This is a genomic window from Bradyrhizobium sp. JR4.1 (assembly GCF_040548605.1).
Classification (GTDB): Bacteria; Pseudomonadota; Alphaproteobacteria; order Rhizobiales; family Xanthobacteraceae; genus Bradyrhizobium; species Bradyrhizobium canariense.
In genome coordinates, this window is the sequence record NZ_JBEPRY010000023.1 from 118,827 (window position 1) to 134,364 (window position 15,538).

Annotated in this window: 11 protein-coding genes; 10 read left to right on the forward strand and 1 reads right to left on the reverse strand. The window is 64.8% G+C overall.

Annotated features, from left to right (window positions below):
• Positions 1-154: 154 nt before the first annotated feature.
• From ABIB90_RS32690 to ABIB90_RS32730, 9 genes are all read left to right on the forward strand, one after another.
• A complete protein-coding gene (locus ABIB90_RS32690; protein WP_354202151.1) occupies positions 155-1,612 on the forward strand; it encodes an NAD(P)/FAD-dependent oxidoreductase in 1,458 nt (485 codons plus the stop codon).
• Positions 1,613-1,697: 85 nt separating this feature from the next.
• Positions 1,698-2,210: a peptide-methionine (R)-S-oxide reductase MsrB gene (msrB, locus tag ABIB90_RS32695; protein WP_007602094.1), complete on the forward strand. Its 513-nt coding sequence runs from the start codon at positions 1,698-1,700 to the stop codon at positions 2,208-2,210.
• Positions 2,211-2,502: 292 nt separating this feature from the next.
• Complete coding sequence (locus ABIB90_RS32700; protein ID WP_354128029.1) at positions 2,503-4,776, forward strand: flagellar hook-basal body complex protein; 2,274 nt, start codon at positions 2,503-2,505, stop codon at positions 4,774-4,776.
• Positions 4,777-4,811: 35 nt separating this feature from the next.
• The gene (flgK, locus tag ABIB90_RS32705; RefSeq protein ID WP_354202152.1) at positions 4,812-6,695 is read left to right on the forward strand and encodes a flagellar hook-associated protein FlgK; all 1,884 of its coding nucleotides are present in this window, start codon (positions 4,812-4,814) and stop codon (positions 6,693-6,695) included.
• Positions 6,696-6,716: 21 nt separating this feature from the next.
• Complete coding sequence (locus ABIB90_RS32710) at positions 6,717-9,116, forward strand: beta strand repeat-containing protein (protein WP_354202153.1); 2,400 nt, start codon at positions 6,717-6,719, stop codon at positions 9,114-9,116.
• Between the two features lie 71 nt (positions 9,117-9,187).
• On the forward strand, positions 9,188-9,967 hold the full coding sequence (locus tag ABIB90_RS32715) for a hypothetical protein (RefSeq protein WP_354202154.1): 780 nt from the start codon (positions 9,188-9,190) through the stop codon (positions 9,965-9,967).
• A complete protein-coding gene (locus ABIB90_RS32720; RefSeq protein WP_354202155.1) occupies positions 9,957-11,606 on the forward strand; it encodes a hypothetical protein in 1,650 nt (549 codons plus the stop codon). The genes ABIB90_RS32715 and ABIB90_RS32720 overlap by 11 nt, the downstream gene beginning before the upstream one ends.
• Position 11,607: 1 nt before the next feature.
• Complete coding sequence (locus tag ABIB90_RS32725) at positions 11,608-12,843, forward strand: ATP-grasp domain-containing protein (RefSeq protein ID WP_354202156.1); 1,236 nt, start codon at positions 11,608-11,610, stop codon at positions 12,841-12,843.
• Positions 12,840-14,336, forward strand: a complete 1,497-nt coding sequence (locus ABIB90_RS32730) for a pyridoxal phosphate-dependent decarboxylase family protein (RefSeq protein WP_354202157.1) — start codon at positions 12,840-12,842, stop codon at positions 14,334-14,336. Before ABIB90_RS32725 ends, ABIB90_RS32730 begins: the two co-directional genes overlap by 4 nt.
• A gap of 72 nt (positions 14,337-14,408) precedes the next feature.
• Here ABIB90_RS32730 and flbT read toward each other — a convergent pair whose 3' ends face one another.
• Positions 14,409-14,834 carry a flagellar biosynthesis repressor FlbT gene (gene flbT / locus ABIB90_RS32735; protein ID WP_354202158.1) on the reverse strand — a complete coding sequence of 142 codons (426 nt, stop codon included), beginning with the start codon at positions 14,832-14,834 and terminating at the stop codon, positions 14,409-14,411.
• Between the two features lie 324 nt (positions 14,835-15,158).
• Between flbT and ABIB90_RS32740 the strand changes: the two genes are divergently transcribed.
• On the forward strand, positions 15,159-15,538 hold a 380-nt coding region (locus ABIB90_RS32740; RefSeq protein ID WP_502918251.1), incomplete at its 3' end, for a flagellin N-terminal helical domain-containing protein.

Consider the following 15,538-nt stretch of genomic DNA (forward strand, 5'->3'; position numbering starts at 1 on the left):
TGCCGCTTGAGGGCAAGGTGACAAGGGCCTGCACAGTCCTCTAAAGCGCGATGAGATTAGGACAAATCCCCATCGCGCTTTAAATTTTTGTTATGAGCATGATCTTTTCGGAAAACCGCTGCACACTTTTCCGGATCATGCTCTAAGAAACGACATGAGCGAGACTTTCACAAGCGTGTCCCAGGAAGAAGCCGGCTTTCGTGAACGCGCGCGACTGTCGTTCGATCTCGACGCCGACATCTGCGTGATCGGGGCGGGGCTTGCAGGGCTCTCCATTGCGCTCGAGGCGGCCCGGCTGGGCGCCAGCGTCGCGGTGCTCGAGGGCCGCCACATCGGCTGGAACGCTTCCGGCAATCAACTCGGCACCGTGATGCCGGGCTTCGCGCTGCCGCTCGCCGAGCTGATCGAGCGCATCGGCTTCGAGGACGCGCGGGAATTGTGGACGCTGTCGAAAGAGGGCGCCGAGTTTGTCCGGGCCAACGCCACGGAAGAGAACATGCCCGGGATCGGCCCGACCGACGGCGTGCTCGAGGTCTCCAACGTCGATGCCGGCGACCGGCTGATCAGCCGCTTGCAGATGTTGAACGAGGATTTCGACACCGAGGCCGAGGGCTGGCAAGTCGATCGCGTCCGCGAGGTGCTCAAGACCGATCACTACTTCCATGGCGTGTATTATCCAAAGGCGTTCCAGGTCGACGGCCGCAAATATGTGCACGGCCTCGCGGCGTTGGCGCGGCGGGCGGGGGCGCGCATCTTCGAGGATACGCCGGTCGTCAGCATCGATCATTCCGGCATCCGCAAGCGCATCGTCACGCCCTCGGCGCGGCTGCGCGCCACCCATATCGTGCTCGCCGGCAACATCCATCTCGGTGCGCCGTTGCGGCGCCTGTCGGAAACGCTGCTGCCGGTCTGGCGCTATGCCGGCATCACCGCGCCGCTCGGCGAGCGCCTGCACGAGATCATCGCCTTCAAAGGATCGGTGATGGATTCCGACGGCGTCGACCATTTCCGGATCGTCGAGGGCGACCGCCTGATGTGGGAGAGCCCGGAGACCACCTGGGCGGCGCGACCGCAACGCTTTGCGGGCGCCGTCAGGCGGCGGATCCGGTCCATCTTTCCCCAACTCGGCAATGTCGAAATCACCGAAATGTTCGGCGGCGCCACCGGCCAGACCGTGCATGGCATGCCGCAGATCGGCCAGTTGCGCAAAGGCCTGTGGGTGGCCAGCGGGTTCGGCCGCCAGGGCATGAACACCTCGGCCATGGCCGGGCAGATGATCGCCCGCAGCATCCTGTGGGGCGACGAGCGCTGGAAGCTGTTCTCGCCGTTCGAGCTGGTCTGGGCGGGTGGAACGACGGGGCGCGTCGCCGGGCAACTGGTCGGAATCTGGGGCAGGGCGAGTTCCGCCGCCGCAGGCTCGCTTGCCCGCTATCGCGAGCGTGCCAGGGTCAAGGACCGGGAACGCGAGGCGCGGCTGGCCGAAGCCAACCGGGCCGCCGGGACCGGTCCGCGCCGTCCGCTGCCCAGGGTTCGGCCCCGGCCGGCCCCACCGCCGAAGCCGGTGGCGGAAGCCGTGGAACCGGTCCCGCAGGACGACGGCGCCTCGCGATAAGGTGAGAAAAACTCCGCCCGGAAGTGTAACGTCGGCCGTGAGAGCCCGTATCTCAGGGCGTAGACGCTCCCGCATGGAGAATGAGATGTTTGACCGCCGCATCCTGTTGACGACTGTCGCCGGCCTGTTCGGCCTTGCGGCCTTCCGCTGGCTCAGAGCATCGCCCGCGGAGGCTGGAGAGAAAGCCGCGCAGAAATTCGAGATCGACAAGACGGACGCCGAATGGCGTGCCCAGCTCACGCCGCAGCAATATGAGATCCTGCGCAAGGAAGGCACCGAGCGGCCGGGCTCCAGCCCGCTGCTCAAGGAGCATCGCAAGGGCATCTTCGCCTGCGCCGGCTGCGACCTGCCGCTGTTTGCGTCCGACACCAAATTCGAGAGCGGCACGGGATGGCCGAGCTTTTACCAGCCGATCGAGGGCAATGTCGGCAAGACCGAGGATCGCACATTTGGCATGCTCCGCACCGAGGTGCATTGCCGGCGCTGCGGCGGCCATCTCGGGCACGTCTTCGACGATGGTCCGAAGCCGACCGGATTGCGCTACTGCATCGACGGTTTCGGGCTGGTCTTCCATCCCGCGGCTGCGTCGGCGACGTAAGGCGTCGCTGGAGCATTCCGGAGCGATGCATGAGCATCGAATTATGGTGCGCAATTGCGCACCTGAGAATCTCGAGATTCCGGGTTCGGTCTTGTGGACCGCCCCGGAATGACAGGCAAGTACCGGCAATTGTTGCCGGTCCCGGCAATTGTGCCCCGGTCATCAGACTGGGGCTTTTTCGTTAAGCCATTGATTTCATGAGAAAACCCGCATTGGCATAGCCCTTGCGACAGTCTCCTTCGACTGCGGCCATGGTCGACCGGCCGCCGAGATCGGATCTGGAGACAAAGTTATGGGTATCTTCGATGCAATGAACACCTCGGTGGGTGGCCTGCAGGCGCAGTCCTACGCGTTGCAGAACATTTCCGGCAACATCGCGAACTCATCGACCACCGGCTACAAGGGCATCGGCACCAGCTTCGTCGATCTCATTCCGGACGCCTCAGTGCCGAGCAAGCAGGTCGCCGGCGGCGTGACCGCCAACGCCAAGGCCACCATCACCACGCAGGGTACGATCTCGGGCTCCAGCGTCGCCACCAACATGGCGATCACCGGCGACGGCTTCTTCTCGATCCAGAAGGCGACCGGCGTCGTCGACAACGTTCCGGTGTTCAGCGGCGTCACCTATTACACCCGCCGCGGCGACTTCCAGCTCAATGCCAACGGCAACCTGGTCAATGGCGCCGGCTATTATCTGATGGGCACCACGGTCGACCCCAAGACGGGCAACCCGACCGGCAACGTCGCGACCGTCCTGAAATTCCAGAACAACTTCATCCCGGCGCAGGCGACGACCTCGATCCAGTACGCGGCGAACCTGCCGAGCGTGCCGAACACGGCGGCAAGCTCCACCGCAGCGAGCAAGACGCTGCTGGCAGCCGGCGGCCTGAACCCGTCGGATTTCGCCGCCAACCCGCTGATCGTCGGCACGCCGCCCCCGCCTTATGTGAACGCGACGGTCTCCGGCGGCGCCGCTACCGGCAATCTGCGCTCGGCCTACACGTCGACGACGGTGACTGGCTCGGTGGCGCTGCTAAACAGCGCCTCGGCAGTAGCGAACAGCGGCACGTCCCTCGACCCCACTGCTGTCCCGCATCTCGCTGCCTCGCTGGCTGGCCAGACGCTGTCCATCAACAATGGCGGTGGCGTCTATACGATCAGCTTCGACAACACCATTACGGGCATCACCACGACCGCCACCGGCACCGTGATCGGCGTGAAAAACGGCACCACGAACACCGTCAACGATATCCTGACTGCGATCGCAACAGCCGGAGGCGCCGGCAACGGCGTCACCGCGCTGGTCAACACGAGCGGTAACATCCAGATCTCTGGCGGCGTTAATGTCGATCTCGCGATCAGCGGTAACGCGGCCACCACGCTCGGCCTCAGCAACGTGACGCGCGGGGGCAACGTGTTGTCCTCGCCTCCGATCACCGGCAACACGCTGCTCAGTGGCGCTGCCACGGCCGGCAGTTCGGAAGTTCTTTCATCGGGCTTCTCTGCGGGCCCCCCCGCCGATACCATCACCGTGAACGGTCAGGTGCTGACTTTCGTCTCCGCGGCCGGTCCAATTGCCAACCCGAATCAGATCAGCGTCACTGACGACGTCTCGGTCTTGCTTCAGAAGATCGACTTTCTCAGCGGCACCTCGGGCTCATCGATCACTAACGGTGTGATCACGCTGAATACCGGTATCGCCAGCCCCGCCCTGCAGGTGTCCAGCAGCAACACCAGTGCCTTCGCCGCGCTTGGATTCACGTCGGCCATCAACAAGCCCCGCGGCGGCGGCGGCACCGCTGGCACCGGCACCGTGATCGGCAACGACATCGCCACCTTCACCAAGGAATCGATCAGCGGCGGTGCAGTCACCGCCTACAACGCCGCGGGCACGCCGGTGAACCTGCAAATGCGCTGGGCCAAGACCGACAGCGCCTCGCTGGGCAACGGGCATACCGATAGCTGGAACCTGTTCTACCAGACCGATCCGAGTGCGACCGGCACGGCGGTCGGCTGGGCCAACACCGGACAGACGTTCACCTTCGCGGCCGACGGCTCGCTGGCCTCGCCCAGCGGCTCGGGCATCACCATCAACAATGTCAGCGTCGGCGGTCAGTCGCTCGGTGCGCTCTCCTTCAACATCTCCTCGGGCGGGCTGACGCAATATGCCAGCACCAGCGGCGCGGTGACCATCAACACCATCACCCAGAACGGCTATGCCGCGGGCCAGCTCCGCTCGGTCTCGGTCAACAACAGCGGTCTCGTGGTCGGCACCTTCTCGAACGGCCAGAACCTCGACCTCGCCCAAGTGACGTTGTCGCACTTCAACGGCACCAACTACCTCAAGGCGCTCGACGGCGGTGCTTACGCTTCGACTGAGCAGTCGGGACCCGCGATCGACGGCGCTTCGGGCTCGATCAGCGGCTCGTCGCTGGAAGGCTCGAACACCGACATCGCCGACGAGTTCACCAAGCTGATCGTGACCCAGCAGGCCTACTCGGCCAACACCAAAGTGATCACGACGGCGAATTCGATGGTGCAGGACCTCTTGAACGTGTTGCGCTGATCCGCGCGTGACGTAACCAAAGGCGGCAAGTCAACATGGGTTTGAGTTCAGCCCTCGCCAGTGCGATGAGCGGTCTGCGTGCCAACCAGGCCGCGCTCTCGATCGTGTCCTCGAACGTCGCGAATTCGCAGACGCCGGGTTACATCGTCCAGACGCCGAACCAGATCGAGGTCACCACCGGCGACTTCGGCTCAACGGTGATGACGACCGGCGTCAGCCGCGAGCTCGACACCTATGTGCAGAACCAGCTGCGCACCGAGACCGGTGGCAGCGGCTATGCCGACCAGATGGCCAACATCCTGAAGCAGCTTCAGAATGTCTACGGCACGCCAGGCAATAGCGGCACGCTTGAAACAGCCCTGAACAATTTCACCACGGCGCTGCAGGCGCTGTCGACCAACGCGGGCTCGTCGTCGGCGCAAACGGTTGCGCTCGGCGCCGCGCAGACGCTGGCGCAGCAGCTCAACCTCACCACGAAAGGCATCCAGTCGCTGCGCTCCAACGTCGAGCAGGATCTCGGCACCTCGGCGCTAGCCGCCAACGCGGCGATGCAGCAGGTCGCCGACATCAACGGCAGGCTCCAGGGCCTGTCGGCAAACGACCCCTCGGCCGCGACGCTGATGGACCAGCGCGACCAGGCCATCAACACGCTGTCGAAATATGTCGACGTCCACGTCACCACCGACGGGTCGAACCAGGCCAACATCTACACCACCACCGGCATCCAGCTGGTCGGCGCCGGGCTGGCCTCGCAATTCACCTTTGCGTCCGCCGGCGCGCTGTCGGCGACCTCGCTCTACAATATCGATCCGGCCAAATCCGGCGTCGGCGCGTTCAACATCAAGCTCCCGAACGGATCCTCGGTCGACGTCATCGCCAACAACGTGGTGTCTTCGGGCCAGATCGCGGCCGATCTGAAGCTGCGCGACCAGGCGCTGGTGCAGGCGCAGAACCAGATCGACCAATTCGCCGCGACGATGTCGAGCGCGTTGTCGGACAAGACCACGGCCGGCGGGCCGGTGACCGTGCTGCCGGCCGGCTTCGATCTCGACCTTGCCGGGGCGGCGCCGGGCAACAGCGTCAACTTCACCTACACCGACACGACCACCAACACCAAGCGACAGGTCACGCTGGTCAACGTGACCGATCCGGCGGCGCTGCCGCTCCAGAACCCCACCAACGCCAATCCGATGCAGATCGGGGTGAACTTCTCCGGCGGCATGGGCGCGATCGCCTCGGCGCTCAACACCGCGCTTGCCGGCTCGCATCTGTCGTTCGCCGCCGCGCCGCCGCCGGCGATGGCCACCACCTTGCGGGTGACCGACGACAACAGCGGCCTCGCCAAGGTCAATTCGGCCTCGATCACCAAGACGATCTCGTCGCTGACCTCGGGCAATCCGCAACTGCCGCTGTTCACCGACGGTGGGCAGGCGCTCTACACCGGCGCGATCACGGCATCGGGTTCGCAAATGACCGGCCTTGCCGGACGCATCGCCGTGAACACGCAGCTCGCCACCGACCCGACCAGGCTGTCGGTCTACAACACCTCGCCGGTGACACCCACCGGCGACACCACGCGCTCGGACTATCTCTATTCGCAGCTCACCTCGGCGGTGTTCTCCTATTCGCCGCAATCCGGTCTGGGCTCGGCGAGCCAGCCGTTCACCGGCAGCGTCTCGAACTACCTCCAGCAGTTCCTGAGTGTTCAGGGGAATGCTGCGACCCAGGCGACCCAGCTCCAGCAGGGCCAGAGCGTCGTGGTCTCGACGCTGCAGGCCAAGTTCAACTCGACCTCCAGCGTCAACCTGGACGCGGAGATGTCGAACCTGATCCAGCTCCAGAATGCCTATGCCGCCAACGCTCATGTCATGTCGGTGGTGCAGAGCATGATGAATACGCTGCTCCAGGCTCAAGTGTAACAAGTAACAGGGCTCTGAAACATGTCGATCAGCAGCATCAACTACTCCTCGTCGGTTCTCGGCTCGCAGATCCGCAACATCAACCAGCAGCTCACCGACCTGTCGACGCAGCTCTCGACCGGCAAGCTGTCGCAGAACTATTCCGGGATGGGCACCAACGAGGGCTTTGCGATCGCCGGGCGCGCGCAGCTCTCCAACATCGCGGGTTATAGCGACACGATGACCAACGTCAACGTCAGCATCAACCTCGCCAATACTGCGTTGCAATCGCTGACCACGATCCGCAACACGGTGCAGACGGGCTCGGCCAACACCGCGCAGGATCTCAACGTCAACGGCCAGACGGTTGCGCAGAACACTGCGGCTGCGCAATTCGGCTCGATGGTCGGCGTTCTCAACACGCAGTCTGGCAACCGCTATCTGTTCTCCGGAACCGCGTTCAACACCCAGTCGGTCGCCAATGCCGGCGACATCATCAACGGCACCACGACGCAGGCCGGCTTCAAGACCGTCATGGCGGAGCGCCAGGCCGCCGACCTCGGCGCCAACGGCATGGGCCGGCTGGTGCTGGCGACGCCACAGCCGACGCCGAGCTCGGTAAAGGTGTCGGAGGACTTCGCGGCCTCGCCGTTCGGCCTGAAAATCGCTGCAGTCTCCTCGACGCTGACCGGCGCGACGGTCACCGGCCCGAGCGGCTCGCCGGTGTCGTTCTCGGTCGACCTCAACGGCGTCAATCCGAAGAATGGCGACAAGCTCAGCGTGCAGTTCACGCTGCCCGATGGCTCGACCGAGCAGATCGAGCTGACGGCGTCCAGCGCGACGCCGACGCCCGACGGCAGCTTTGCGATCGATCCGGGCAAGCCCAATGCCGTTCCGGTGGTTCCTCCGGACCCGAACATCACGGCGACGAACCTCAACACCGCGCTGAACACCGCGATCAAGAAGCTCGCCGGCACCTCGCTGGTGGCGGCGTCCGCTGTCACCGCCGGCGACAATTTCTTCAATACGGCGGGATCCGCCACTGCGAATGTGGCGGCCACCGGCAATCTGCGCTCCTATACCTCGACGACCGGGACGGGCTCGGTCGCGTTGCAGGACAGCGCATTGGCGATTGCGTCTACGACCACGTCGCTCGATTCTTCGGCGACACCCAATCTCAACGGAGCCATTCTCAACGCGCTCGCCAACGCTCCGACCGGTACCACCCTGACCATCACCGGCGCGAGCGGCGCCCATACCATTACCTTCGACCCTACCGTCACCACGGTCACGACGGCCAGCGGCAATACCACGATTGGATTGGCTTCGGGCAGCACCGCAAAGATGTCTGATATCTTGAATGCGATCGCGGCCGCGGCCGGCATCCCCGCCGCCAACGTGACTCTGAGCGCCACCGGCAACGTTCAGATCGCGACTGGCACGGGCACAGACGTGGCGATCACCGGCGGCCCGGCGGCCACAGCGCTCGGTCTCAGCAGCGTGACGCGCGGCAACGTGCCGTCGACGCCTCCAATCACCGGTTCAACTGTGCTGAGCGGCACTGCGACCGCTGGCGGCCCGGAGGTCCTCTCAGCGGCGTTCCAGGCGGGGTCGGCGGGGCCGCCTGCCGTTAGCCCCGATACGATCACGGTGAACGGTCAGACGCTGACTTTTGTCGCCTCGGGCGCCACCGGCCCAAACCAGATCAACCTTACCGACAACATCACAACTCTTGTGAGCAAGATCGATCAGATCACCGGCACTACGAAGCCGTCGACCATCCAAGTCGGCGTGATCACGATCAACACGGACGATCCCGGGAGCCTCAACATCACGAGCTCGAACAGCACGGCGTTCGCGGCGCTCGGCTTCACGACCTCCCCGGTCACGGCGGCAAAGCCTCCGCTGCGCGTCGGCTCTTCGCCGCTCGGCTCGGCGACGACGCTGGTGAACGGCTCGGCCACCACCGTGCAATGGTATCTGGGCAATGACGGCCCCGGCTCGCCGCGCTCCACCGCGATGGCCCGGGTCGACGATTCCGTCACGGTGCAGTATGGCGCGCAGGCGAACGAGGACGCCATCCGCAAGGAGCTGCAGGCGGTCGCCGTGTTCGGGACGTTCTCGACCTCGCCGACCGGCCAGTATTCGGGCGGGCAGGTCGCCGCGCTGAGCCTGCGGGTGACGCAGGCTCTGACCAAGCAGCCCGGCCAGCAGCACATAGAGGACATCCAGACCGACCTCGCGATGGCCCAGAACACCATGAAGGACGCAGGCACGCGCCAGACCCAGGCCAAGGCGCAGCTCCAGACCATCATCGACCAGGCGGAATCGGCCTCGCCGGACCAGGTCGCGAGCGAGATCCTGTCGCTCCAGAATGCGCTCCAGGCCTCCTACCAGGTGACCTCGAACCTCTCGCAGCTCTCGCTCGTCAAGTTCCTGTAAGGATGCGTTAAGGCGCCGTTAACCATGCCTCTTTACCTCTTGGTGAGGATTGGAGCGGGGCGGAGCCGTCAATGTCGGAAACGATGCAGCTGGTGGTGGCGACGCCCTGTTTTGGCGGGCAGGTGTCGAGCATCTACGCGAGCTCGATCTTCGCGCTCCAGCGCGCCGTGCATGGCGTGCCCAATCTCGAGCTCACGGTGCTGCTGCGCGATGGAGACGCGCTGATCACGCGCGCGCGGGCCAACCTGGCCGCGATGTTCCTGGACGATGCCAAGGCGACGCATTTCCTGTTCATCGACGCCGATATCGGGTTCAAGCCCGAGCAGGTGTTCCGGCTGATCGAGTGCGGAGCCGACGTCGTTGCCGGCTGCTATCCGATCAAGCGGGTCAACTGGGACAAGGCGAAGCGGGCGATCGAGGCCGGCCGGGCCGATGTGCCGGCCGCCTCGCTCGACTATGTGCTCGAGATCGAGGACCCCGACCGCATCGTGGTGGTCAACGGTTTTACCCGCGTTCGCTACGCCGGGACCGGTTTCCTGATGATCCGGCGTCACGTGCTGGAAACGATGTGCCGTCATCCGGACTATGCGGCCCTGCAGTTCTTCCGCGAGCATTCGCACGATACCCTGGCGGGGAGCCGCAACCGCTTCGCGCTGTTCGAGTGTATGATCGACCCCGCCACCGGCACCTATCTTTCCGAGGACTTCGCCTTCTGCAAGCGCTGGACCGATATCGGCGGCGATATCTGGGCCGACATCCAGAGCTCGCTCGATCACGTCGGGCCGTCGGTGTTCCGCGGCGACGTCGCTTCGCAATTCGCAGCCGCGCCGGCGGCGGCCGATGCGGCGTGAGCCTTCCGGGATGAGCGTCGGCGCCTCCCGTGTGTCAGGCACGGAGCGCGCCTTCGACGGCGGCTCGCGCTATCGCCTGCGCGATCTCTTCACGCCGCTGGATACGTTGCTGATCTCTGGTGGAGACCTGCGGCTGGCGCTCGACCCGAGGGATCGCGTCAACGCCTATGGCTGTGCGGCCTCGCCGAAGCCGGAGATCTGGAATTTCGCCTCCTCGACCGCTTCGACCATCTCGCAAGCCGCCTATGACCGCGCCGCTCTGGCGCGCGAAGAATTGATGCACAGGTGTCTTTTCGACGAGGTCGAGATCGCGTTCGACGCGCGCTGCGAGGACATGCGCGAGAAATTGCGCAGCCATCTCCAGCTCGCGCCGCGTGTCGATATCGTGTTCTCGCCGTCCGGTACGGATTCCCAGCTCCACGCGTTGTTCCTGGCGCGTGCGGTGCTCGGCGCCTCGCCGGTGACGATCGTGGTCGGCGCCGACCAGACCGGCAGCGGCACGGTCCATACCGCGCGCGGACATCATTTCAGCGCGATGACGGCAAACGGCATTGTCGTGCGCAAGGATGCCGCGGTCGCGGGCCTCGCCGGCGACAGCATCGCGGTGCCGCTGCTCGATTTCGCGTCCGGCCTCGCGATGCGCGCCGATGCAGATGCTGCGGTCATGCGTGCCGTCGAGAACAGCCTCGCGCAAGGCCGCCGCGTTCTGTTGCAGATCATGGATTCGTCAAAACTCGGCTGGCGCGCGCCGAGTGCTGCCTGCCTCGATGAGATCGCGCGGCGCTGGCCGCGCAAGGTTCAGGTGGTGGTCGATGCCTGCCAGGCGCGGCTCGGCCGCCGCCGGCTGCGCTGTTATCTCGATCGCGGCTTTATGGTGTTGATGATCGGCTCGAAGTTTTTCGGCGGGCCGGCCTTCAGCGGTGCGCTGCTGGTGCCGAAAGGTCTGTCGCGGTCACTCGGCCGGATCGGCACGATTGCGCCCGGCATCTTCGACTATGCCGGCCGCTGCGATTGGCCGATGGCCTGGACGGCACTGCGCTCGCGCTTCGAGCGCCGGCCGAATTTCGGTCAATGGCTGCGCTGGGAGGCGGCGCTTGCGGAGATCGGCAGCTACTACGCCGTGCCTGGGGCTTCCCGCGCCAGGGCGCTGGCCGAGCTTGCCGCCGGGATCGACAGCATGATCGCGTTGTCGCCGTCGCTTCGTGCCGTTCCAAGCGCAATCGAGACGAGCGCCGCGGACGACGAGGAGTTCGCGCAACGTACGATCTTTCCGTTCACGCTGCTGCGCGAGGGCAAGCCTGTCTCGATCGCCAAGACCGGCGCCGTTCATCGCGCGCTGGAGCGCGACATCAACCTGGAGATCGGCGGCAGCGCGGCGGACCGGCAAGTCGCCGCGCAACGTTGTCTGATCGGCCAGCCGGTCAGGCTGGAGCGGCCGGACGATGCGCCGCAGGCCGTGCTGCGCCTCTGTGTGGGCGCGCGGCTCGTCACCGAAGCCTGGTCCGCCGACGCCGCACAGGCGCAACACAATTTGCAGCACATTCTCGATCATATCGCTCACGTCCTGGCGAAGATCGAACTGCTGCTTGACCGTGCCGCGGCTGCGGCCATGCCGGAAAAATCCGCGTTCGAGGTTTGAGATGCAGCATTCCGTTTCCACGCCGAACTATTCCGACCGCATCGGCTTTGCGCAGTTGACGCGCCGGGCCTTCGAGGGCGGCGATTTGCACCCGCTACGCGAACATCTTCTGGCGCGGATCGCGGAGGGGACGGCCGAGGCCGGCGAGGGCCTGGATCTGTCGCTGATCGCCCAGCTCCTCGGCGAGAAGGAGGCCGGGCTGGTGATCCAGAGCGAGGTGCTCTCCTTCCATCAATTGTTTCGTACCCCTTGCGCGGTTCCGAAGCCCCGCCTGCGGGTGCTCGCGCTCGCGGCTGACATCGACATGGGCGGCAATACCCCGATCGAATTCCTGCTCGAAGGCTCCGATATCGAGCTGCTGACGCTCTACGTCATCAAGGGCGTCGGCCTTCCCGAGACGTTGCCCGAGCACGACGTCGCCATCGTGGTCGCCTCCGATTCCGAGGAATGCCGTGAGACACTCGCCGCCATCGAGCAGGCCGCGCCGCGCTGGCCGCGGCCACTGCTCAATCGTCCAGAGCTGATCGGCAATCTCGATCGCGACAAACTGTTCCGGTTGCTGGCGGGCATCCCCGGTCTGGACATTCCCGTGACCGCACACGCGACGCGCGCGCAATTGTTGGAGCTTTCGCAAGGGAAGATCGCCTGCGAGAGCATCACGGGGGAGCTGCGCTTTCCGATGATCGTGCGGCCACGCGGCACGCATGCCGGCGTCGGGCTCGCGAAGATCGACGATGCCGCGGCGCTCAAAGCCTATCTCGCCGAGCGCGAGGAGCAGAACTTCTTCGTCGCGCGCTTCGTCGACTATGCGAGCCCTGACGGGCTCTATCGCAAGTATCGCCTCGCCATGGTCGACGGCAAGCCTTACGCCTGCCACATGGCGATCGCCGACCGCTGGGACATCTGGTATCTCAACGCCTACATGGCGTTCAGCGAGGAGAAGCGAGCCGAAGAAGCCGCCTTCATGCTCGACTTCGACGGCGCTTTCGCTGCGCGTCATCGCAGCGCGCTCTACGAGATGAGCAAGCGCGTCGGCCTCGACTATTTCATCGTCGATTGCGCCGAAAACAGCAACGGCGAACTTCTGGTGTTCGAAGCCGACAACACCGCTGTCGTGCACAACATGGATCCGCCCGCCGTGTTTCCCTACAAGCAGCCGCAGATGCGCAAGATCTTTGCCGCGTTCACGGCGATGCTGTCGCGGCATGCAAGAGTGGGTGAGGAGAGTGCAGCATGAACGAGATCATCCGCAACACGCAAAGCTACGTCACGCACACTTCGCTCGATCCGCAGGACTGGAGCGAGTTTCGCGCGCTCGCCCATCGCATGCTCGATGAAGCAATCGACGGCATCGCCAATGTTCGCGCGCGTCCGGTGTGGCAGCCGATTCCCGATGCGACCCGCGCGGCCGTGAAGACGGATCTGCCGCGCGAGGCAAACGATCTCGCCGATGTCTATCGCGAGTTCGCCAATCATGTTGCGCCCTACGCGACCGGCAACGTTCATCCCGGCTTCATGGGCTGGGTGCATGGCGGCGGCACCGCCGTCGGCATGCTCGCAGAGATGCTCGCGGCGGGCCTCAACGCCAATCTCGGCGGACGCGATCACATGCCGATCGAAATCGAGCGCCAGATCGTTGAATGGATGCGTGGGCTGTTCGCTTTTCCGGAGAGCGCGAGCGGCATCTTCGTCACGGGCACGTCGATGGCCAACCTGATGGCCGTGCTGGTGGCGCGAACTGCTGCCCTCGGCACGCTGGCGCGGCAGCACGGCATCGGCAACGACGGCGCACTGCTCACGGCCTACACCTCGCAGGCGGCGCATGGCTGCATTTCACGGGCGATGGACATGGCCGGACTTGGGACCGATGCGCTGCGCAAGATCGGCATGGATGCCGATCATCGCATCGACGTCGCGGCGCTGCGCGCGCAGATCGCGAGTGATCGCGAGGTCGGCTTCAAGCCCTTCCTCGTCGTTGCCTCCGCGGGCACGGTCGATATCGGCGCGGTCGACGATCTCAAGACGATCGCAGAACTGTGCCGCGAGGAAGGAACCTGGTTTCACGTCGACGGCGCTTTCGGTGCGCTCGCGATCCTGTCGCCCGAGCTTGCGCCGCTGCTCGGCGGCATCGAGCTTGCGGATTCCATTGCGCTCGACTTTCACAAATGGGGACAGGTGCCTTATGACGCCGGCTTCCTGCTGGTGCGCGACGGCGAGCAGCATCGGCAAGCCTTTGCGCAGCCCGCGGCGTATCTGCGCCGCGAGGCGAGGGGGCTTGCGGCCGGCGCGGTCTGGCCCTGCGATCTCGGCCCCGATCTGTCGCGCGGCTTCCGTGCGCTGAAGACGTGGTTCACGCTGAAGACGTTCGGCACCGATCGGCTGGGTGCGGGGATCGCGCGTAGCTGTGCGCTGGCGAAATATCTGGAGACGCGCGTTCTCGCCGAGCCGCGGCTGGAATTGCTGGCGCCGGTGAACCTCAACATCGTCTGCTTCCGCTACCGCGCCGGCGACCTGGTCAACCGCGAGGTCGTCGCGGACATCCAGGAGTCCGGCATCGCCGCGCCCTCAAGCACGACGCTCGATGGCAAGTTCGCGATCCGCGCTGCCATCGTCAATCATCGCACCGAGGAGAGGGATATCGATGCGCTGGTCGCGGCCGTGCTGGAGTTCGGTGGACGGCGCAGCGGCGGCGTGATCGAGGTCGAGGCGCCGCCGCTCGCGGCACGGTGATACCGGATCCTTCAAAACAAAACCGCCCCGGACCTGGTCCGGGGCGGTTTTGTTTTGGGTGTCGCGAAGTGCTCAGGCGGCCGAGCTGACGTCGCTCTTGGGATGACTGGCTTCGTACTGGTCGCGCAGCTTGTCTTCATAAGCGATCAGCTTGCGAGCCTCCTTGAGCGCCCGGTAGAGGTCGCCGCTCATGATGTAATTGTTGATGCCCTCGATGATCGGCCAGGAGCTGGGCACCGCGGTGACAATGTCGCGCACGAGGTTGAAATAGGTGCCGTGCTGGGTCTGCGGGTCCGGCGAGATGTACATGAGCTGCACCGCCAGATAGACGAGCTTGGCCGGCGTATCGGCGGTCTCCGGCGTGAGGATGTCGCGCTCGCGCAGGATCGGCACGTTCTCGCCGTCGATCAGAAGACGCGCGCGCTGGTCGGTGTTGGTTATCACGCAGTTGCCGACGATGATGCGTTCGTGCGGTCTGAGCTCGACTTTAAGGGCCATGCCTGTTCTCCATCAACCTTTTGTAACGAGCGGCGCGCGTGTCCCGTCGATGATGGCTGCCTGCTCCGATTTGGGTCCAATCCTTGCGCAATGTGGTTAACGGGTCGTAAACATCGGCGATCGCGCCAAAATATGAAACAACTTCAGCATCTTGCGTAATGACGAGGACGCGGCTCGAAAGTTTGCGGGAGAGCATTTTGGGCGCGAAGCAGACAAACCCGGGGTTTCATTTCACGGATTGTTAGAGGCTTGGACGCAACCGTCCGCCCGTCGTTTGATCAATCTCGATCAGACAGGACGCGTAGCTACCAGAAAGGTAACAGTATGTCCGGTATCGTTCTCTCCTCCTCGGTTCGCCAGAACCTGCTCTCCCTCCAGTCCACCGCCGATCTGCTCGCCACCACCCAGTCCCGCCTCTCGACTGGCAAGAAGGTGAACTCGGCGCTCGACAACCCCACCAACTTCTTTACCGCACAGTCGCTCGACAATCGCGCCAGCGACATCAACAATCTGCTCGATGGCATCGCCAACGGCGTGCAGGTGCTCCAGGCTGCCAACACCGGCATCACCTCGCTCCAGAAGCTGCTGGATTCCGCAAAGTCGATCGCCAACCAGGCGCTGCAGACCACGGTCGGCTATTCGACCAAGTCGAACGTCTCGACCACGATTGCGGGTGCGACGGCCTCCGACCTGCGCGGCACCAC